General features: G+C 67.3%; 20 protein-coding genes. 16 read left to right on the top strand and 4 right to left on the bottom strand.

Going from position 1 to position 20,469, the window contains the following annotated elements:
• The first annotated feature begins 14 nt into the window (after window positions 1-14).
• Window positions 15-293: a hypothetical protein gene (locus ACGFW6_RS12950; RefSeq protein ID WP_393507619.1), complete on the top strand. Its 279-nt coding sequence runs from the start codon at window positions 15-17 to the stop codon at window positions 291-293.
• Between the two features lie 950 nt (window positions 294-1,243).
• On the opposite strand, the gene ACGFW6_RS12945 is transcribed toward ACGFW6_RS12950, so the two are convergent.
• Together ACGFW6_RS12945 and ACGFW6_RS12940 are read right to left on the bottom strand one after the other, a co-directional pair.
• The gene (locus ACGFW6_RS12945; RefSeq protein ID WP_393507618.1) at window positions 1,244-2,518 is read right to left on the bottom strand and encodes a hypothetical protein; all 1,275 of its coding nucleotides are present in this window, start codon (window positions 2,516-2,518) and stop codon (window positions 1,244-1,246) included.
• 101 nt (window positions 2,519-2,619) lie between these two features.
• Window positions 2,620-3,789 carry an ATP-binding protein gene (locus ACGFW6_RS12940; protein ID WP_393507616.1) on the bottom strand — a complete coding sequence of 390 codons (1,170 nt, stop codon included), beginning with the start codon at window positions 3,787-3,789 and terminating at the stop codon, window positions 2,620-2,622.
• A 722-nt stretch (window positions 3,790-4,511) separates the two neighbouring features.
• On the opposite strand from ACGFW6_RS12940, the gene ACGFW6_RS12935 reads away from it, so the two are divergent.
• From ACGFW6_RS12935 to ACGFW6_RS12920, 4 genes are all read left to right on the top strand, one after another.
• Complete coding sequence (locus ACGFW6_RS12935) at window positions 4,512-4,832, top strand: hypothetical protein (protein ID WP_393507615.1); 321 nt, start codon at window positions 4,512-4,514, stop codon at window positions 4,830-4,832.
• A 942-nt stretch (window positions 4,833-5,774) separates the two neighbouring features.
• The gene (locus ACGFW6_RS12930; protein ID WP_393507613.1) at window positions 5,775-6,548 is read left to right on the top strand and encodes a class I SAM-dependent methyltransferase; all 774 of its coding nucleotides are present in this window, start codon (window positions 5,775-5,777) and stop codon (window positions 6,546-6,548) included.
• An 11-nt stretch (window positions 6,549-6,559) separates the two neighbouring features.
• Window positions 6,560-7,450 carry a menaquinone biosynthetic enzyme MqnA/MqnD family protein gene (locus ACGFW6_RS12925; RefSeq protein WP_393507611.1) on the top strand — a complete coding sequence of 297 codons (891 nt, stop codon included), beginning with the start codon at window positions 6,560-6,562 and terminating at the stop codon, window positions 7,448-7,450.
• Between the two features lie 170 nt (window positions 7,451-7,620).
• The gene (locus ACGFW6_RS12920; protein ID WP_393507610.1) at window positions 7,621-8,865 is read left to right on the top strand and encodes a cytochrome P450; all 1,245 of its coding nucleotides are present in this window, start codon (window positions 7,621-7,623) and stop codon (window positions 8,863-8,865) included.
• A gap of 172 nt (window positions 8,866-9,037) precedes the next feature.
• On the opposite strand, the gene ACGFW6_RS12915 is transcribed toward ACGFW6_RS12920, so the two are convergent.
• Complete coding sequence (locus tag ACGFW6_RS12915; RefSeq protein ID WP_393507608.1) at window positions 9,038-10,315, bottom strand: beta-ketoacyl-[acyl-carrier-protein] synthase family protein; 1,278 nt, start codon at window positions 10,313-10,315, stop codon at window positions 9,038-9,040.
• A 167-nt stretch (window positions 10,316-10,482) separates the two neighbouring features.
• On the opposite strand from ACGFW6_RS12915, the gene ACGFW6_RS12910 reads away from it, so the two are divergent.
• Entirely contained in the window at window positions 10,483-11,283 is an 801-nt protein-coding gene (locus ACGFW6_RS12910; protein WP_393507606.1) for a helix-turn-helix domain-containing protein, read from the top strand.
• A gap of 256 nt (window positions 11,284-11,539) precedes the next feature.
• Complete coding sequence (locus tag ACGFW6_RS12905) at window positions 11,540-12,226, top strand: LuxR C-terminal-related transcriptional regulator (RefSeq protein ID WP_393507604.1); 687 nt, start codon at window positions 11,540-11,542, stop codon at window positions 12,224-12,226.
• Window positions 12,227-12,276: 50 nt separating this feature from the next.
• Here the strand turns inward: ACGFW6_RS12905 and ACGFW6_RS12900 are convergent, their stop codons facing one another.
• Window positions 12,277-13,254, bottom strand: a complete 978-nt coding sequence (locus ACGFW6_RS12900) for an aldo/keto reductase (RefSeq protein WP_393507602.1) — start codon at window positions 13,252-13,254, stop codon at window positions 12,277-12,279.
• Window positions 13,255-13,489: 235 nt separating this feature from the next.
• On the opposite strand from ACGFW6_RS12900, the gene ACGFW6_RS12895 reads away from it, so the two are divergent.
• From ACGFW6_RS12895 to ACGFW6_RS12855, 9 genes are all read left to right on the top strand, one after another.
• Window positions 13,490-13,981 carry a hotdog fold thioesterase gene (locus tag ACGFW6_RS12895; RefSeq protein WP_393507600.1) on the top strand — a complete coding sequence of 164 codons (492 nt, stop codon included), beginning with the start codon at window positions 13,490-13,492 and terminating at the stop codon, window positions 13,979-13,981.
• Complete coding sequence (locus ACGFW6_RS12890) at window positions 13,978-14,988, top strand: AvrD family protein (RefSeq protein WP_393507598.1); 1,011 nt, start codon at window positions 13,978-13,980, stop codon at window positions 14,986-14,988. Before ACGFW6_RS12895 ends, ACGFW6_RS12890 begins: the two co-directional genes overlap by 4 nt.
• Window positions 14,985-15,986 (top strand): beta-ketoacyl-ACP synthase III, encoded by a 1,002-nt coding sequence (locus ACGFW6_RS12885; RefSeq protein ID WP_393507596.1) that lies wholly within the window; start codon window positions 14,985-14,987, stop codon window positions 15,984-15,986. The genes ACGFW6_RS12890 and ACGFW6_RS12885 overlap by 4 nt, the downstream gene beginning before the upstream one ends.
• Window positions 15,987-16,052: 66 nt before the next feature.
• Entirely contained in the window at window positions 16,053-16,313 is a 261-nt protein-coding gene (locus ACGFW6_RS12880) for a phosphopantetheine-binding protein (RefSeq protein WP_393507594.1), read from the top strand.
• Window positions 16,314-16,316: 3 nt separating this feature from the next.
• Window positions 16,317-17,009, top strand: coding sequence for a histidine phosphatase family protein (locus ACGFW6_RS12875; RefSeq protein WP_393507592.1), 693 nt, complete (start codon window positions 16,317-16,319; stop codon window positions 17,007-17,009).
• A complete protein-coding gene (locus ACGFW6_RS12870) occupies window positions 17,006-17,299 on the top strand; it encodes a putative quinol monooxygenase (protein WP_393507590.1) in 294 nt (97 codons plus the stop codon). The genes ACGFW6_RS12875 and ACGFW6_RS12870 overlap by 4 nt, the downstream gene beginning before the upstream one ends.
• A 15-nt stretch (window positions 17,300-17,314) precedes the next feature.
• Window positions 17,315-18,877, top strand: a complete 1,563-nt coding sequence (locus tag ACGFW6_RS12865; RefSeq protein WP_393507588.1) for an FAD-dependent monooxygenase — start codon at window positions 17,315-17,317, stop codon at window positions 18,875-18,877.
• Window positions 18,878-18,918: 41 nt separating this feature from the next.
• Complete coding sequence (locus ACGFW6_RS12860) at window positions 18,919-19,473, top strand: carboxymuconolactone decarboxylase family protein (RefSeq protein WP_393507586.1); 555 nt, start codon at window positions 18,919-18,921, stop codon at window positions 19,471-19,473.
• A 10-nt stretch (window positions 19,474-19,483) separates the two neighbouring features.
• Window positions 19,484-20,464, top strand: coding sequence for an aldo/keto reductase (locus ACGFW6_RS12855; RefSeq protein ID WP_393507584.1), 981 nt, complete (start codon window positions 19,484-19,486; stop codon window positions 20,462-20,464).
• Window positions 20,465-20,469 lie beyond the last annotated feature (5 nt).

Below are 20,469 nucleotides of genomic sequence, written 5' to 3'. Positions count from 1 at the left end.
GAAGGGTGGGTCCAGTGGGCTTCGACGCCGAACGATCAGCGCGCATCGCTGCCATGCAGGAAACTGCCCGACCCATCTGGGAGGCAACCGGCGACACGGACGCACTCCAACAGTTCCTCAAGGACAACGGGTGTCACGGAGTGGAAGCCGTGTTCGTGACCATGGGCCTGCTGAACTGCGATCTTGCCGAAGCCCAAAGAGCCTTCTTCAGCGCCCCGTGCCGCGACGCCGAACGCCGCTTCCATAACCGGGCCATGGACCTGCTCGAAGAGGCCTCCGACAGCGACGCCTGACAGCATCAGCGGCCCTTGACTCAGCCATTAAGACTCCACCGACCTTGTGTGTACGTAAACACACGTGCGTTTCAACGGCAGACGGGCCCGGGTAACGTCTTGGCAGCTCAACACAGCCATGAAGAATCGGGGGACCATGGTCGACTTCTTATCTGATGCGCTTCCATACATATCTCAAGCCGCAACACTCGTCATTGCAGCGGCCGCAGTGATTTTCTCTCATAGGGCCAGCAAGGACGTAGGGCAACGCGAAAACACAACGAAGATGTGGGAGAAGCGAACCGATACCTACACTGAGATCTTGCGCTCGACACAGGATCTAGACCCTACCCGTCGGCCAACTCCTGAAGGTTTCGTCGCGCAATCCGATGATGCCTCGTCTGGGGATATGCAGCTACTGGCGCGCGACCTAGAATCAGAAGAATGGAAGGAGTTCACTGCACGCGTGGATTCGTTTGCATCCGACGAGGTTAGGTATCTTTTTTACTTGTGGCTCGCTACTCTTTCCGGATGGTCTTGGTTGATCATGAAATGCGTAGTCCATTACGGAAGGGATCCGCTTAAGTACAGTGAAGCCGATGGTGAACTTCAGTGCAGCTATAAGGCCACGCATTCTGTATGTCTAGAACTTACCGCACAGGTGCGCGCGGAGCTCGCGTTCAAACAGCGCAACGTCCGTAAAGTGTCAGTCACGGGGCCCGATAAAATGCTTTGGCGCTGTGGTTGATGTGGAATTCACCAGGGGAAAGCAAACTGACCTGGAACCTCTCCACGCGGCCCGCCTCTCAATGTTGCGCCGAGATGCAGAGGATTGATTCCGTACTCGCAGTCCGGCTCCGTCGGCAACCGGCGCCGGCCAAGGGATGAGGCGATCGACCATCTAACACCATAGGCGTACAACGATCGATCATTCGAGCAGCAAGTGGTGATTCATTGACCATTCGTAGAAATCACCAATAGATGGCTACGATTTCGGCGTCAATGAAACTCCCGTTAACTGGATCGCCAAGACGCACGCTTGAATTATTCGGGCGCACGGAAAAGCTGCCATCCACCATTAGGCCGTGCTGAGCGAGCGCTTCACTCCGCATTCTTGCTAGATCATCAGGCGTAAACTGACATGAGAGTTGGCTAGACACGCAGTGGGCTACTTCACCAAATACCTCGCGGTTCGCGGTGACTGAGCCCATGCGGGAAGCGCCAGCAAAGGCGATTTGTTCGATCCGTTGCCTCAGCTGATCAGGCATGACAACTCCCTGCGAAATGACGAGAAGCTCGCCGTAGCGGATCAACGCCGCATGACGAAGCTGCGATGCTTCACTACTCTCATCTACGCCGCCTGACAGAGCCATAAGCGCCGACGGACCAAAATCATCCATAGCGCTCTCCATGTCTGGAATCACTTCCTTGAGCACATCAACAAGCTTGACGGGGCTCCAGGAGTCTTGCACTTGGTCTCGGCCTACTCGACAAAGAACCTTCACTACTGATTCCGAAAAGAGAACTCGCCTGATATCTTTCCAGAAAAGCGCTTCCTCTACGACGCCCGTCAGATACAGGGGCTTCCTGCGTTGTCGGTAGGCCGCAGGGAGTTCAGGGAACAGTTGACTATGGACGATGAAATCATGCCCCTCTACCCTTGAGATTTCATAGTCGAGAACTTTACATTTGATCGGGATCAGACCAGCCATCAGCTCTTGAATAAATCCATTGACCTCAATCGCCGTTCTCATCTCGTGCGTATCGACTTCGGCTGCAAGGGCGGGGGACTGGCCGATGATGTTAGTCATGCTGCTGATGATGGTGCTCGTACGAAAAATGGCGTCAGCGCGGAGTTCGACCTGAAGTTCGACAAGTTGCCCCCGCTTCATGTTGGCACCGTCGATGATCCAAGGAATAACGTCTGAGCCACCCGGCTTGACGTTTCTAATTCTTCGCGTGACTGCCGATTTAAGTTCCGGAAGTCGACCGGATCTCAATACTAGCGACGACTCTACGCTCGCATAAAGGTCCTTGAAAGTAGCCTGAATTGAAGCTTTTCGAAGGACTTGGTAGTCGCTTGTGCGAGTGATCTCTCGCTTAACTCCAGCGTTCGCCTTCACGGTGGCCGATACTTTGTATTCTCCACCTCCACTAAACTCGGAGCGCGTCGACTTCGTGAGCGATTCAGTAATTTCGCTTGGAATCGCTCCCAGGATCGAGGCAAGCAAACTAGTAACACTCACCTCGTCAAGGTAAATGAATTCGCGAAGGCGTTTAATTTCACGCGAAGGACGCCGAAGAACTTTTGCCCTGAACCACGCCCTAAAACCTCGGAACAATGCAATCAGTCCTTCGAGTTCTTTCGCTGTTTCGAAACTCGCTCAAAGCCGCCCACGTAATCCTCATCTTGCAACGATCGCCGTCCGTCAGAAACCGCTAGCAAGGCCGCTTCAGTCCAGATCGCTGCGAGTTCAGCAGGTGTCCATGATTCGGTCTTTTCTGCGACCCAGCGATGTGACATAGCTCCTTGGAGCCGCAGCCTTCGTGCGGAGGTTTCGAGGATTGCTTCGCGGTCCTCTCTATTGGGCATTGGGAAATCTACGTGCCAATCGAAGCGACCGGGCCGGCGCAGCGCGGAATCGATGTCCTGTGGTCGGTTAGTGGTGCCCAGAACCATCACATTATTGTCAGGCGAAAAGCCGTCCATAAGTGCCAAAAGTTGGCCAACGACCCGCCGAGAAGCTTCATGTGATTCATCACTTCGCTGAGACGCCAAGCTGTCAATCTCATCGAAGAAGATGATCGCACGCTCGCGCCGCTTGGCATCCTCGAAAATGCGACGGATAATTTCCTCGCTTTGGCCGTACCATTTACTCAAAACCTGCGGCCCGCTAATTACATAGAATGTTGCATTGGCGTGGTTTGCAATGATTCTAGCGAGTAGGGTCTTGCCGGTTCCGGACGGCCCCGAGAAAAGAATTCCCTTTACGGGCTTAGCGCCGATCTCGTTCAAGGCGTCATGATGCTTTAACGGAAGTTCAATCAGTTCGCGAGCTCTCTCGACGATTTCCTCATATCCGCCAAAATCTTCAAATGAGAGGCTCTCGGTGGATGGTACGATGAAGCTTTCCGGGAGAGCGTCCTCCGTCCCGTCGTCCAAGAACTTGATCGCTTTCTCGGAAAGAACCTCTAGCACGCCTTCCGAGTCCGTTCCCTCTACGGTCAGACCTGCACGTATGGGCTTATTCGGTGGAGCAGGAAATAGGCGTAGTCGGCCTCCAATCTCAACTACAACCCTGTTATCAACGACGAGCTTGGTTACGCCGACCCAGGTCTCTTCTCTCCAGAGTTCTCGTGGCGCGACCGCTGCTGATCCATCCTCAGGATCGACAAGCAGAATGTCCCCAACTTCAGCAAAGGGCTCTCCATAATCTGCCGTAGCGGTACGCCCGTCTCTGAACTCAAGGAATGTCGTCTGTCCGTCCTCGCTGATATGGCTAACGCGGGCTACCATTCGAGGCGTACCTGCACCTGCATCGAATTGTCTCAATACTTCCTCCGCTGATCACAGGTCGGATTGCTCCGCAGGGGGTTCGAGGAATGCCAAGGTGGGACGAGAGGTTACAACACGTACATCCCGGGTGTGGGGTGAAAGTTGAAGAATGATCAGAATCGGGGTCGTGAGGTGGTCCGGGCGGGGTGCCGGCAGGCTCGTCGAAGCGATTCCGGAGCAGCTTGTTGGGGCCCACGCGCGGGCTCATGCGGTTCACCTCACCGCAAGGTTGAAGAAGTGCAGCCTGTACGGCGTCACCCTGGTTCCGAGGCAGTGAGCGAGAACCTAGCGGATACGGCTAGTGAGCTGGACGAAGCTGTGCGGGACGTGCGCGGGTACGAGTACGCCGTCATCAACGACCGCGCCCGTTTCTCCCTGGACGACGAGCTCACCACCGAGGCCCACAGCGAGCAGTTGCGGTTGGCGGCCCCAGCCTCTTGCGTGAGCAGCCCCGATCCTGGGCCGTCTCTGGGCCGTGCGAGGGCGCCCGAGGCCGACCGACGTTGACAACCGAGCCAGAGGCGCAAAACAGCGAAGTGCCAGGTCAGGGCCGGTCGGCAATACGGGTTTCCCCCGAAGGGTAGCGATCCGGCAAGGTGGGGTGTTTCTCTCCGTCGGGGTGGATCAGGGTGCTTATTGTCGAGAAGGTCCACGAGGGCAACCACCTTCAGTAGGGTCCCCGCATGGAGCAGCACCGCGAACTCATCAATGGCCGGTGGATCCGTACCCAACGGATCCTCTACGGCACTGATGCCGACCTAGCTGCGGCCGGCATCAGGACGCGCGACGTGACCTCTATTGACTGGTTTCGCATCCCGGACGCGGACCATGCGCCCTCTTGCGACGTGAAGGGCCGTACTGGACTACCTGACTACCGGGTGTCCAAGAGCGTAGGGCTGTTCAAGCGGCCCAAGCAGTACTTCGGTTGCCCTGAGCATCTCGACACCTGTCGCGCGGCCATGGCTTACGGACACAGAGGCGATCCCGCTTGCGAACCGAGGTGAGTGGCTGACTGCGGGCTCGGTATCACTCGCACCCAGGGTTGGACGCTTCAAAGCGCGCCAAACTGGGCGAAACTGAAGTAGGGGGCTTTGACCATGCTGAGACGGTGGGCACAGCGGCGTTACGACAAAGCACAGGCGGAGTACTGGCAGAGCCTTGAGCCCATGCTTGATCCCGGAGAAGAGAAGATCGCCAGTGCGCCCGCACGGAACCTGTGGGACGGCCCGCAGGATGGCGTCCTCTTCCTCACGGACCGAACCGTCTACTGGGGTGCGTGGCTGGGACACGGGAGGGGGACCCGTCCCATGTTCGCCCAGGACCTTCAGGAGTGTCCGAGTGCACGCATCGGCGAGCAAGGCACCTTGGACGTAGCAGTGAACGGCGAGCATCTTGGATCGTTCGCCTCGTTCGCGCCAGCTCCCGGCGCCCAGTGGACCTTCACTGAGTTCTGCAAGAGCTTCGGCCAGGCCCTAGAGAACAGCCGGGAGCGGCCACCACCCGCGGAGGCGCCGCCTGTTGACTCGGCAGGTTCGGCCGCCGCGCAAGGAGGAGGCCCGACAAGCACAAAGCTCCAATGTGCTTCGACGAAGGACGAGAGTCGTGCCATTCCCGTGCCAGATCCCACGGGGACTGACGGGGAACAGCGGGGGCTAGGCTACGGATCCGCCGATGCTTGAATACCGTTCCGCCGCAGGTCGGTGCGGTAGTCGACCCTAGAAGATCCAAGCTTCCCAAGCTGAGAGCGCGAGTTCGATTCTCGTCACCCGCTCTATGCGAAACCCCCAGGTCAGGTACCTGGGGGTTGTCCTGTTGCCCCCGGGCGCCCGTGTCGGAGGACTTGGCAGCAACCTGTCAGTACGTCGTGAGCACCGGGTGCGACTGCCGGTCACATGCTTGGCTGCCCTGAGTTACGAGGAATCCGACGTTTTTCCGGAGGGCCCGAGATGGAGAAATACGGCGAGACACTCTTCGCTCTCGACCAGGACGAAGAGACACGCCTCCGTCTGCTCGCCGAGGTCTTCGACCCGCTGTGCACTCGCACCCTTGACGCACTCGGCGTGGACCGTGATGCCCGTTGCCTGGAGGTGGGTGCGGGTTCCGGGTCTGTCGCGCAGTGGCTGTGCGGCCAGGCTCGGGACGGCGAGGTGATCGCCACGGACCTGGATCTGCGGCTGTTGGAGCGCGTGCCGGAGCCCCGGCTGCGCCGACTGGTGCACGACGTCACCACCGACCCCTTCCCGGACGGCTCTTTCGACGTCATCCACGCCCGGCTGGTGCTCAGCCATCTCCCGCAACGCGACGACGTCATGCGGCGGATGCTGCGCTGGCTGCGTCCCGGTGGTTTCGTGCTGATCGAGTCGTTCTGCTGGTTTCCCATCGACAGTGCGCCGCACCCGACGTACCGCAAGGTGATGCAGCGCTGGAGCAGCCTCATTTGCGGGACGCTCGGCACGGACAGCTGGTGGGCTCGCAGTCAGCCCGGGTCGTTCCTCGACTACGGCTACCGCGACGTCGGTGCGAACACGGTCACTCAGCATCTGCGTGGCGGCACGCGGCTCGCTGACTTCTGGCGGCTGACCGTGGACATGTCGCGTGAGCAGCTGATCGCGGGCGGCTATGTGACGCCGTACGAACTGGACGAGTTCTACGGCCTGTTGCGCGACGACGCCTTCTGGGATCTGGCACCCGCCCTGGTGCAGTCCTGGGGCCACAAGTAGGGGCCGCGTCCATGCCGTCCACCAGGGTCACCGCCCTACGTCCGGGCGCCGGCACCGAACGGCCGCCCCGCGTCGGTCTCCTCACCTTTCTCAACTGCCGTCCGATCCTGTGGGGATTGCGGCACCGCGGTCTCCAGCCCGGCCTCGATCTGCTGTCGCTCTCCGCCGAGGCGGCCGGTGAGCGGCTGATCGCGGGCGGACTCGACCTGGGGCCGATCAGCCTCGCCGAGTATCTGCGGCACACCGACGACCTGCTGCTGCTTCCGGGACTCGCCATCGCGGCCGAAGGGCCCGTCATGTCGTGCCACATCGTCAGCCGGGCCCCGCTCGGCGACTTCCCCACCCTGCGCGTGGGCCTGACGTCCACCAGCCGCACGACGGTCCTGCTGGCCCGATTCCTGCTGGAGGATCGGCTGGGGCTGACGCCGCGATACTTCACCGGACCGCCTGATCCAGCGAGCCTGCTGCGCCGGGGCGACGCGGCAGTCGTCATCGGCGACCCGGCACTGCGAGTCCACTTCCACGGCGTGCCGCAGTACGGCACCGCGATCGTCCACGACACCGCGCAGCTGTGGACCGAGTGGACCGGGCTGCCCATGGTGTTCGCCGTGTGGGCGGTCCGACGGGAGTATGCGGAGCGGCACCCGCAGACGGTCGACGCCGTGCACCGGGCGCTGCTGGCAGCCCGCGACCACGGGCTGGAGCAGCTGCCGCGGGTCGCCGCCGAGGCGTCCCACGGGTCGGGCTTCACTGCGGCGCAGTTGCTGTCGTACTACGAGACCCTGCACTACGAGCTCACGGCGGAGGGCGAGCACGCCATCCGCCACTTCGCCGGCCTTGCCGTCGATTACGGACTGGTCCCCGGAGACTGGGCCGTGCGCCGGTTCGAGGGGGCGCGGTGAGCGACGAGCCCGCGGCAACGGCAGGGGAGCCCGGGTCGGCCACGACGCGCGCGGCAGCTCCCAGATCCGCCCGTCCGGGAGTCTCCGGTGGGGTGGGCACAGGACGCTCCTCGGCCTGCCCGGCGGGCCGTGGCCAGACGGGATCGGTGGACGGCGCCGGGCAGCAAGCGGTGGCAGTGTTGCCGCGGATCCTCGACCCCCGGTCGCGGCCCGACCCGTATCCCCTCTACGAGGAGATCCGGGCCGCGGAGCCCGTGTGGGTGCCGGGCCGCCCCGTGGTGATCTTCGCGTCCCACGAGGCGTGCGAGGCCGTGTTGCGCGACCCGCGGGCCAGCAACGACGGCCGCCACGCCCTGCTGCACCGGGCGCCCGACACGGCCGACGGCTTGGCTCCGCCCCCGGCGGAACTGCCGTCCTTTCTGTTCATGGACCCACCTCGGCACGGCGCGCTGCGCCGGCTCGCGGCCACCGGCTTCACCCCCCGGGCCGTGCGGCGGCTGACGCCGATGATCAGGGAGCTGATCGACGACCTGCTGGACGAGGCAGCGGCCCGACGACACCTGGACGGCGTCGCGGACCTCGCGTCCCCGCTGCCCGTGACCGTCATCTGCCGGGTGCTGGGTGTCGACACCGGCGAGCGGGACTGGTACCGCACGCGCTCCTCCCTGCTCGGTCGGGCGGTCGACCCCTACCTGGCGTTCCTCGGGGTACCCGCGCCGGGATTGGGCCGGCGCCGGCGGGCGGAGGCCGAACTCACGGAGTTCTTCGGCCGGTTGGCGGCCGATCGGCGGGCCGAGCCGCGCGACGACATCGTCTCGGACCTGCTGGCAGCGGAGGTCGACGGCGAACCGCTCACGGACGAGGAGATCGTCACCACCTGCCGGCTGCTGCTGAACGCCGGGCACGAGACGACGGTCAGCCTGATCGCCAACGGGCTGCTGACCCTGCTCGACCACCCCGGCACCCTGGCCGCACTGCGCGACGATCCGGTGGCCACGGCGCCGGCCGTGGTCGAGGAACTGCTGCGGCTCCAGCCGCCGCTCCAGCTCGTCCACCGGCACGCCCGCGAGGACATGGACGTACGCGGCACCCGTGTACCGCACGGCACCACCATGGTGTTGCTGCTGGCCGGCGCGAACCGCGACTCCGCCGCGTTCGGCTGCCCCCATCGCTTCGACGCCGCACGCACCGACGCGTCCCGGCACCTGTCCTTCGGCCTGGGCACGCACTACTGCCTCGGCGCGCCGCTGGGCCGGCTGGAGGCCGAACTGGCCTTCATCCGCTTCGCCCAGCGGGTCGTCGGGCCGGAACTCGCCGAGGGACCGCCGCGCTACCGCCCGCATGTCGTCCTCCGGGGCCCGGCATCCCTCCCTCTGCACACCAGGGCGATCCTCGACCGCACCACACCCTGGTGAGCCGTCTCGCTGTGAGCGGCCGAACCAACAGAGCACGCAGCTCCGTTGGAGCACGGACCTGCGGGCCGCGCAGAGGCAGGGACCGACAGCAGGACGTGTGCGACACGGCCGGCGAGGCCCCGGCGGACCGTGGCGTCCCGGCGTACGAGGGAATCGCCGGCCACTGTGGACCTCACCGGCGCCGCAGGGCCAGGACCGCGTTGTGGCCGCCGAAGCCGAACGAGTTGCTGAGGGCCAGGTCGCCGCGGGCGGGTAGCGGGCGGGCGAGGTTGGTGACCACGTCGAGCGGGATCGCGTCGTCGAGATCGTCGCAGCCCATGGTCGGCGGGATGATCCCGTGGTGCAGAGTGAGTGCCGTTGCCACCGCCTCCACACCGCCCGCGGCGCCCTGTAGGTGCCCCAGGCTCCCCTTGAGGGCGGTGACCGGCACGGGGACGGCGCCGTCCGCGTCGCCTAAGACGGTTCTCAGAGCAGCCGCCTCCGCGAGGTCGCCCTCGACGGTCGCCGTGGCGTGCGCGTTGATGTGCATCACGTCGGCGGTACGGGACCCCGCGTCCGTGACCGCGCGCCGCAGGGCGGTCGCCACTCCGCCGCCCGTCGGGTCCGGCGCGGCCATGTGGTACGCGTCGGCCGACAGGCCCCAGCCCGCGGCCTCGCAGTAGATCCGGGCGCCGCGGGCCAGCGCGTGTTCCTCCGACTCCAGCACCAGCAGCCCCGCCCCTTCGCTGTTCACAAAGCCCTCCCTGTCTTTGGCGAAGGGCCGGGAGGCGGTTTCGGGGGTGTCGTTACGGGCGGACAGCGCGCGCATCGCACTGAACGCGGCCATGACCTCGGGCGTCACGGCGGCCTCCGCCCCGCCGGCGAGCGCGATGTCGACATGGCCGTACCGGATGCGGTCGATGGCCTGCCCGATGGCCTCCGTACCGGAGGCGCATGCGCTGACCACGGTGCGGGCCTCCCCGGTGATGCACAGATCGAGCGAGATCTGGGACGCCGCCTGGGAGGGCACGGTCATGGGCGCGGTGAGCGGCGGCACCGCCCGGGCACCTCGGTTCCTCAGCCGACGGGCACCCTCCACGAGTACGCCGGCGCCGCCGATGATGGTGCCGACGCTCACCCCGACCCGGTCCGGGTCGAGTCCGCTGTCCCGGGTGCCGCTCGCACAGAACCCGGCGTCCTGCCATGCCTCCCGGGCCGCCGTCACCGCTAACTGCGCGCCCCGGTTCATCCGCCGTGCCTGCTGTCGGGGCAACAGCCCAGCGGGGTCGAAGGGGACGGTCCCGGCGATCCGGACCGCGTGCTCCGCGAACTCGGCGCCCGTCAGCGGCCGGACGCCGGAGCGGCCGGAGAGCAGCCCCTCCCAGAGGGAGTCGGTGCCGACGCCGAGCGGGGTGATGGCGCCGAGTCCGGTGACGACGACTCGCTTCGGCATGTACCTGACATCGCGCATGGGTAAACGCCTTCCCTTCTTTTTCCTGCGACTTCCGCAAGTTCTTCCTGCAGACTCGTTGATCGACTGCGCAGCGAGCATGGCTTCGGGCATGGTCACCGCCAAAGGGGTCGACGGCGCCTCCGACTAGTGTTTGATCGTTAAGGCATGACGCGAACGGGGGAGACATGACGAAGGCGCGTAATTCGGATATATCCGAACCAGCGGAATTCCAGCTCGAATTCGCCGACCTTCCACACCTGTTGCGGGCCTGGCGCGCCGAGGCGGGCACCAAGCTCGGGCGCGGCAAGGCACTGCCGCAGAGGGAGGTCGCCCAGCGGATGGGCGTCAGCGAGCGCTGGTACCGCGCGCTGGAGAGCGGGGCTCAGGTTCCGCTCACCCTGGACACATTGACCCAGCTCGCGGAGGCGCTGGCCCTCGGGCCGGACGAACGTACGGCGTTGTACTGGTACCGGCTGACCGAGGTGTCGGACGAGAGGCAGACGGCGGACGACAGCGGCAGACTGGGCCGGCTCAAGGATTTGGTCGACGCGCAGACAACGTTTCCCGCCTATCTCATCGACCACGCATGGAACATCATCGCCTACAACGCGCTCATGGCCCGATGGTTTCCCTGGGTCCGTGAGCCGGAAGCCAATCTGATGCGCTGGGTTCTACAGAGTCCGGAATCGCGTGAACAGATAGTGGACTGGAAGAAACAGGCCGCGCTGTATCTCGCACAGTTGAGATTCGCGCTTTTTCGCAGTCCGGACGATCCGACCCTCAATGATTTACTGACGAGTGTCCAGCACGAGCCGGTGTGCCGTGAACTCTGGAACGCCGGGCCACGCATCATCGCGTTCCGGCAGGGCGGAAGATTCCGCCTGGCACTCCCCCATGTTTCCCAGACCGAGTTGGTTGTCACCGCCCAGGTCCTCCTCCCCGCTTACCGTCCAGGCGCCCGCTTCGTGGCACTGATGCCGGCGTAGCGGCGCCCGCCCCGCGGCCAACTCTACACAGAGAGAGACGGCTGCCAAGCGGCAAGTTTTTGCCGCTTGACAAACATTGAACGACCCTTGCAACCTCAATAGTGCGCAACCTGAGACCCGTTTGGCTTCTGCCAACTTCATCGGCAGTTCTTTACCTTCCGTTCCGGGTCTTTACCTCTTCTTGGGGATGGGTGACTGCGCTGCACGGGGGGTCCGTGCCAGGTCCGGGTATCTCTTTTTGCTGCGGAATGGTGACATGGAAAGTCAGACGCTCGTCAGATCCGACACCACACGGACGGCACTTCAGCCGCTCATCGACTCCGACTCCGTGGCGAACCAACTGGACGCCCTGCACGGCCGCGCGGTGCGCGAGTTACGGCTCGCGCTGCCCCGGCGCCCCTACGACCGCCGAGTGCGGGAGCGGGCGGCACTGCTCAGCGCGGAGCTGGTGCGCCGTGGCGCGCGGGTGCGCGTCCTGCATCTGGCAGACGTCGCCCGCGATCCTGCCCAGGCCGAGGACTTGCGGCGGATCGCGGCGTCCGGCGCGCAGCTGCGGGCCCTGCCGCGTCTGCCGGTCTGGATGGCCGTGGTCGACCGCGATCTGGCGATCGTGCCGTCGGACCCCGCTCTGGGGGAATCCTCGGCCACACTGCTGCGCGGGCGGCCCCTGGTGGCAGGCCATCAGGCCCTGTTCGACCAGGTGTGGGCGAGCGGCGCGCCGATGGACAGGCGCGTCGGCGGGCCCGGGCGCGGCGGGCTGGACGAGCGGGAGCGGGAGGCACTCGTGCTTCTCGCCGAGGGGCTGACCGACGAGGGCATCTCCCGCCGCACCGGCCTGTCGGTCCGCACGGTCCGCCGGACCATAGCGGGCGTGATGTCCAGGATGGGCGTCCAGAGCCGCTTCCAGGCGGGAGTGGAAGCGGCCCGGCGGCAGTGGATCTGATACGGCCATGACCCATGACCGGGGCCCCTCGTGCGGGCCCCGGCGAGGTCCTACAGTCCCGTACGGGCCAGGTCCTGCTCGGCGTAACGGTCGCCGACGGGCGGGGTGAGGGCGTCGAGCCGGGCCAGTTGCCCGGCCGTGAGGACGACCCCGGCCGCGGCGGCGTTCTCCTCGACGCGGGTCACCCGCCGGGTGCCGGGGATGGGGACGATGTCGTCGCCCTGGGCGAGCAGCCAGGCGAGCGCGATCTGCGCGGGGGTGGCCCCGACGCTCCGGGCCACGCTCTCCACCTCGTCGACGATCCGCAGGTTCCGCTCGAAGTTGCCCTCGGCGAACCGGGGCGTGGACAGCCGGAAGTCGTCCGGGGCGAACTCCTGGGTGGAGCGGATCGTGCCGGTCAGGAAGCCCCGGCCGAGCGGCGAGTAGGCGACGAGCCCGGCACCCAGCTCACGCAAGAGCGGCAGCAGCGTCTCGGCGGGCTCGCGGGACCACAGCGAGTACTCGGTCTGCACCGCCGTCACCGGGTGCACGGAGTGGGCGCGCCGGATGGTGTCCGGGCCGGCCTCGGAGAGTCCGACGTGCCGGACCTTGCCCTCGCGCACCAGCTCGGCGAGTGCGCCCATGGTGTCCTCGATCGGCGTGTCCGGGTCGACGCGGTGCTGGTAGTACAGGTCGATGCGGTCGGTGCCCAGGCGCCTGAGCGAACCCTCCACCGCCTTGCGCACATTGGCCGGTGAGCTGTCGAGCACATCGGGACCGGCGCCGTCGTGCGAGACCAGCCCGAACTTGGTGGCGATCACCACCTCGTCACGCCGTCCTGCGACGGCCCGCCCGACCAACTCCTCGTTGACGAACGGGCCATAGATCTCGGCGGTGTCGATGAGATCGACGCCGAGGTCCAGCGCCCGCCGGATCGTGCGGACGGCCTCCTCCTCGTCGCTGCCCGCTCCCGTGTAGTAGTCGGACATCGACATGGCGCCCAGGCCGATGCCTGATACATCGAGACCGCCGAGCGAAACGCGCTGCACTGAGACCGCGCCCCTTCCTTTTCTCAACTCCGTACCCATCCAAGCGCAATTGGGCGTGCGCACCGAAGCATTCCCAGTTTTCCTTCGGGTTACCTGGCGAGAACAAGTCTTCCTGGATTTGGCAAAAGTGGCAGCGACTTGGCAGCAACAGGCCATGAGGCTGTCGCTGTTCGCACCGCGGTGTTTGACTCGAATCGGCCCGCCGGTGCGGGCCCGGAAACAGACGGAGACCGTGATGCCGAACATCATGCTCGGCCCGATGCGGGTCGACGGCGCATACGAAGGCGAACAACTGACCCGACGCATGGGTATTGAAATCATCACCTGCGAACCGGGACTTGTGGTGGGCACCATGCCCATCTCCGGCAATCGCCAGCCGGTGGGGATTCTGCACGGCGGCGCAAATGCCGTTCTCGCGGAGACCCTGGGTTCCCTCGCTGCGTTCCTTCACGCGGGCCCCGGCGGCAACGCCGTGGGGGTTGACCTGTCGTGCACCCACCATCGCTGGGTCTCCTCGGGGACCGTCACCGGGGTGTGCCGGCCCCTGGGCGAGCGGCAGGCCATGGCCTCGTACGAGATCGTCATCACCGATGACTCCGGCAACCGGACCTGCACGGCGCGGCTCACCTGCGCCATCCGGCGCGGCGATCGCCGCGGACCGGGCGGGCGCACGGCGTCCGGCCGACGGACCCCGCGGGACCAACCCCGACGAACGGAGCACCGATGACCCCGACTTCAGCACGGACCGTGGTGGCGTCCGTCGACGATCACCTCGGCCCGGCCGAGCAGCGCTTCTTCGGCCGCGGCTTCCGCCGGGTCGGCTACGACATCGGCGAACTGCGCCTCACCCGCGGGGCGGACGGGACCGTGCGGGCCGCTTCCTCGGTGGGCGTCAGCTACCCCGCCGATTGGTCGAAGAAGGCGGCCGGCACCGATCTGCTCCCCCACTTCAGCACCGTCGACGGCCTCGTCGTCGCCGCCCAGCTTGCCGAGGCGTGCCTCGCCGGTCTCGTCCCGGATCTGCGCGACGGCTGGCTGCGCAAGGTACGCATCACAGCCGGCACCAGCCCGCAGGAGGACCTCGCGCGGCTGCCGGCCGAGGCGACGCTGCGCCGCACCGACTCGCTCACCGGGGAACCCGGGCGCGCGGTCTCCCTGGTCGACTGCACGGTCGGCACCATGCGGATGCGGTGCGAGGTCGTCCACGCCCTGCCCACGGGGACGGTGCGGGACGCCGGCACGTACGCCGGCCTGGACGCCCTCCTCGGCCCGGCGGCGGACCGGTACTTCGGTACCGGGTTCACCACCCGGCGGCAGTTCATCCGCGAAGTGGCGGTGGACCACCGGGCGCTGAGCGCCGACGCCGCGCTGACCGTCGTCCATGAGGACGGCGCGGTGGTGCCCACCGCGGGTCTGGAGGGGGCGCACCAGCCGTCCATATCGATGATCGACGCCTTTGTCACGGCCCTTCAGCTCGCCCAGATCATGCTCTACGACCTCGACGGCATGCGCCGCCAGGACAGCAACACCCTGTGGATGCGGCAGACCACGCTGACCGCCGCCCGCCCCGACCGCCCCACGGCGGCGGCGGTGACGACCAGGCTGGACGAGCCCGGACTGCTGCGCATGGGCGGCGGCACCTGGCGCACGCTGGACGTCGTGGCCGAACTCGCCGGCCTCCGGGTGCGCTCCGCGGTCGCCCACCAGCTCCCGGAAGGGAACGTGCCGGCATGACCCGGGCCGCCGTACTCGCCGGCGTGGGCGGCTTCGTACCCCCGCGCGTGGTGACCAATGACGAGCTGTCCCGGCAGCTGGACACGTCCGACGCCTGGATCCGGACCCGGACCGGCATCGCCGAGCGCCATGTCGTCGACCCGGGCACCAGCACCGGCGACCTGGCCGTCGAGGCCGGCGGGCGGGCGCTGAAGAGCGCCGGTGCGGACGGCGCCGACCTGGTGATCGTCGCCACCACCACGCCGGACCGCCCGTGCCCGGCGACCGCGCCGGCCGTGGCCGCCCGACTGGGCCTGACCGACGTACCGGCGTACGACGTCGCGGCCGTGTGCTCCGGCTTCGTCTATGGCCTCCAGGCCGGTGCCGCCGCCGTGACCGCGGGATTCGCCGAGCGGGCGCTGGTCATCGGCGCCGAGTCGTTCAGCACCATCCTGGACCCGGCGGACCGCACCACGTCCGTGATCTTCGGCGACGGGGCGGGCGCGGTCCTGCTGCGGGCCGGGGAGCGCACCGAGCCGGGCGCGGTACTCGACGTCCACCTGGGCAGCGACGGCTCGATGGCGGACCTGATCACGGTGCGGGGCGGCGGAGCCGAGGAGCGGTCCCGGGGCGAGGCACCCCGTCCGGAGGACCGGTACTTCCGGATGGACGGCAAGTCCGTGTTCTTCGCCGCGGTGCGCCGGATGGCGGAGTCCTCGCGCACGGTCCTGGCCCGCACCGGCTGGGAGGTCGCCGACGTCGACCGGCTCGTGGGGCACCAGGCCAACACCCGCATCATCCACGCCGTGGCCGAACAGCTCGGACTGCCGCCGGAGCGCGCCGTGCTCAACATCGAGCGCGTCGGCAACACCTCCGCCGCCTCCATCCCACTCGCCCTCGCCGACGGCCTGGCCGACGGCACCCTCACGGCGGGCGACCGGGTGCTGCTGACCGCGTTCGGCGGCGGCGCCACCTGGGGCTCGGCCACCCTCGTCTGGCCCGACCTGCCGATCGGCTGAACCCGGCGGGCCCCATCGTCGTGGCCTGCTCAACTCCCGTACACCCCTCACGTTTCGAGGTGCCCCATGACCGGTTCCGTGTCCACGATGATCATCGAGATCCTCACCGGAAAGTTCGAGATACCGCAGGAGGAGGTCGCCCAGAGCACCGTCTTCGAGGACCTCGCGGTGGATTCCCTGGCCCTGCTGGAGATGTCGCTGCTGCTGGAGAAGCGGCTCGGCGTCTCCATCGCCGAAGGTGTGCTGACCTCCCAGCAGAGCATCGACGAAGCCGCCCGCGCCGTCGAGGCCCTCGGTGCCCCGGCCGCCGCCGGCAGCACCGTCTGAGCCGTGCGCGTCGTCCTGCTCCGGCACGCGGAGACCGACCGTAACGCCGCCGACCGTTTTCAGGGCCAGGCCGACATCCCGCTCAACGACGAGGGGGTGCGGCAGGCCCAGCGGGCCGCACGCTCGCTGCCGCCCGGCGACTGGGCGGCGGTCTACTCCTCGCCGATGGCCCGGGCGGCCCAGACCGCCGCGTACGCCGCGGGCCGGCTCGACGTACCCCATCACCGGATCGACGACCTGCGCGAGCGCCATCTCGGCAGCTTCGACGGGCTGCCCCGCGCCGAGTTCGGCCGGACCCGGCCCGCGACCATGCGGCAGCTGGTGGGCGACCCCGACTACGCGCCGCCGGGCGGCGAGAGCGGCCATGATGCGCGCGCCCGGTTCTGCGCGGCGCTGCACGAGGTGCTCGCCGCCGAGCGGACCGCCGAGCAGGTCCTGGTGGTCGCGCACGGCGGGGTGCTGAACCTGCTGGCCAGGGCCCTCCTCGCGGCCGGTGACGAGCCGCCCCGCGGCATGGTCGGCACCTGCCGCGCGCTCCGCCTGGACACCGAGTGGACCGCGCAGGGCCGTGCCCGGATCGCCCTGCGCCGCTGGAACGCCGACCCGCGGGAGTGCGCCGGAACGGACCGCCCCTCCACACCTGTGACCTTCGTCGACCTCGACGACCTCACCGCCAAGGAAGTGACCCACACATGAGCATCGAGATCACCGTTCTCTTCGACGTCGTGCCGGACCGCATGGACTCGGTCGTGGCCGCGTTCCAAGGGCTGTGCGAGGCGACCCGCGAGGAGGAGGGCGCACTGCGCTTCGACGCCCTCCGGTCCGAGGAACACCCGCACGTCGTCGTGCTGGTGGAGGACTGGGCCGACCAGGCGGCCATCGACCTGCACATGAAGGAGCCGTACGTCGCCGATTTCCTGGCCCGCACCGAGGGCTCGTTCCTCCGCCCGCCGTACGTCCACCGCCTGCGCGCGCTCGACGCCTGAGCCGTGGTGAGCGACATGCAGCGACCGCGCGTCCTCGTCGTCGGGGCCGGTCCCGTGGGGATGGTGCTCGCCGCCGAACTCCTCGCGCACGGTGTCCGGGCCGACGTCATCTCCAAGCTCCGCAGGCAGAGCCCGCACTCCCGGGCCACCATCCTGTGGCCGCGCATCCTGGAACTGCTGGACCGGGTGGGCGTGGGCCGGAAACTGGTCGAAGGCGGTCACTACTTCGACCAGATGAACTACTACTCGAACAAGAAAATGATCGGTCTGGTCCGCTTCGACCGGCTGCGGGGCGTCGGCTATCCCTTCGCCATCACCATCCCGCAGTGGCGCACCGAGGCGATCCTCGAGGAGCACCTCTCCGGGCTCGGCGGCGGCATCGACTACGACCACACGTTCCTCGACGGCACCCGGCACCCGCACGGCGTGGACTGCCGACTCCGCCTGCCCGACGGTTCGGAGCAGACGCGTACCTACGACTACGTGGTGGGCGCCGACGGCTACGGCAGCGTCGTCCGCGAGGCGTTCGGCTTCCGGTTCGCCGGCCGCACCCTCAGGACCCGACTGGCCATCACCGACGCCGAGATCCTGGGCGAGACGACCAGCAGCGAGGCTGCGTACTACCTGACCCGCACCGGCAACATGGTGCTGGCGCCGCTCGGTGACGGCGTCTTCCGGGTCGGCGCGAGCGTGCCCGACGACTACACCGGCGACTCCCCCGACCGCGCCTTCTTCGAGACACTGCTCGCCGAACGCGTCCCCGGGGCGCGGCGGCTCGGCGAGATGCGGTTCAGCGGCATCTTCACCGCGCACGTGCGCTCGGCGGGCACCTACGGCAGCGACCGCGTCTTCCTCGTCGGCGACTCGGCACACGCCATGAGCCCGTCCGGCGCGCAGGGCCTGAACACCGGCATCCAGGACGCGGTCAACCTGGGCTGGAAGCTGGCCGGTGTGGTGCGCGGCGACTACCGCCCCGAACTGCTGGACAGCTACGACACCGAGCGCAGGCCAGCCGTCGACCATGTGGCCGCCCTGTCCACCCGGCTCGCCCGGATCGGCCTGTATTCCACCCGGCACCAGACCATCGCCCGCGACGCCATCTACCGGCTGGGCAGCGCGACCCAGACTCTGGAGAAGGCGCTCGCGCCCCGGCTCGCCCAGATCGACACCCACTACGGTGTTCGGCCGAGGCGGCGCACGCTGGTGCCGGGCGAGCGGCTGCCGCTGGGCTGGCGCGGGTCCAGCACCCAGCCCGTGCTCGCCGTGGACCGCTTCACGGTCCTGCTGTGGCCGGGGCTTCGGTACCGCCACGAGCACTGGACACGGGTCGTCGACGCGGTGCGCGCCAAGACGTCCGGCGCCGCGCTCGCCGACCTCGGCGGCCGGCCGCCCGGTCCGCTCCTCGGCAAACTCCCGCGCGAGGCCCACGCGTTGCTCGTCCGGCCGGACGGCCACCTGGACACCCTCGTCCCGCTGGACACGCACTCCCCCGAGACCTGCGTGCACACGGTCGCCCGGGCCCTTGCCCGCCATGTGCGCGACACGGCACCGGCGCCCCTCACCGCCGTACCCGCATGACCCCTCACCTCATCCCCGTACCGAAACCCAAGGAGCTCCCGATGGCCCCCCGCGTCACCCTCACCGAAGTCGCCGACATGACGCCCGAACAGCGCGCGGTGTACGAGAAGTTCGAGTCGAACCTGACCCGTGCGCTGCTGCTGACCAAGAACTCGGCCGCCGCCCACCTCGCACTCGGCGGCACCTTCACGGTCGGGCTGCTGAGCCTGCTGGACCGCGAGGTGATCGTGCTGCGCGTGGCCAAGCTGCGTGACAGCGAGTTCGAGCGCCTCCTGCACTACCCGCTGGCGAAGAAGGCCGGCCTGGAGGACACCGAGATCAAGGCGATCGAGGACGCCCTGTACGACGAGCTGCCGGCCGAGCGCGCCGCGCTGGTCCGCTACGTCACCGACTGCATGGTCGACCACAAGGCGAGCGAGGAGGCGTACTGGGGGTTGCGCAAGTACTACTCCCAGAACGAGATCGCCGAGGTCACCCACCTCGCCGGCCACAGCGCCATGACCGCCATGTACCTCGCCAGCCTGGACATCCCCCTCGACGAGGGCATCGCCTCCTGGGGCCGGCTGACCGAGGTCCAGGACGAGGTCAAGGGCTGAGGTAACCGACGTGCAGTACGTACGACTGGGCTCGTCCGGCCTGAAGGTGTCCCGCCTCGCGCTGGGCTGCATGAGCTACGGCGAGCCCGGCCTCGGCACGCACCCTTGGTCGCTGCCCGAGGAGGAGAGCCTGCCCTTCCTCGCGCAGGCCCTCGACCTCGGCGTCAACTTCTTCGACACCGCGAACATCTACTCCCTCGGCACCAGCGAGGAGTTCCTCGGCCGCGCGCTGCGGAAGCTGACCCGCCGTGAGGACGTCGTCGTCGCGACGAAGGTGTACGAGAAGCTCGACCCCAACCCGCTGTCCGGCGGCCTGTCCCGCTCGGCGATCATGCGCGAACTCGACGCCAGCCTGCGCCGGTTGGACACCGACTACATCGACCTCTACATCGTCCACCGCTGGGACTACGGCACACCGATCGAGGAGACGATGGAGGCGCTGCACGACGTGGTGCGCGCCGGAAAGGTCCGCTATATCGGCGCGTCGTCGATGCACACCTGGCAGTTCGTGAAGGCGCAGTACGTCGCCGACCTGCACGGGTGGACGCGGTTCGTGAGCATGCAGAACCACTACAACCTCATCAACCGCGAGGAAGAGCGGGAGATGCTGCCGTACTGCCTGGCCGAGGGCGTCGGTGTCACCCCGTGGAGCCCACTGGCCCGCGGCCGACTCGCCCGGGACTGGGAGACGGAGTCGGTGCGCACGGCCGGCGATCCGATCCAGGACCGGTTCTACGGCCCCACCGAGGAGGCCGACCGCGCGGTCGCCCGGGTGGTCGCGCAGATCGCCGCCGAGCGGGGCGTGCCCATGGCACAGGTGGCCCTGGCGTGGCTGCTGCGGCAGCCGGCGGTCACCGCACCCGTCGTCGGCGCGACGAAGCCGCATCACCTCCAGGACGCGGTGGCCGCCCTGGAACTGGAACTCGACGACACCGAAGCGGCCCGGCTCGAGGCGCCCTATGTGCCGCACGCCGTCGTGGAATACGTCTGACAGAC

It is taken from the genome of Streptomyces sp. Y7 (assembly GCF_043195415.1).
Classification (GTDB): Bacteria; Actinomycetota; Actinomycetes; order Streptomycetales; family Streptomycetaceae; genus Streptomyces.
The sequence above is the reverse complement of the archived record's forward strand: the minus strand, read 5'-3'. Positions and strand labels throughout refer to the sequence as shown.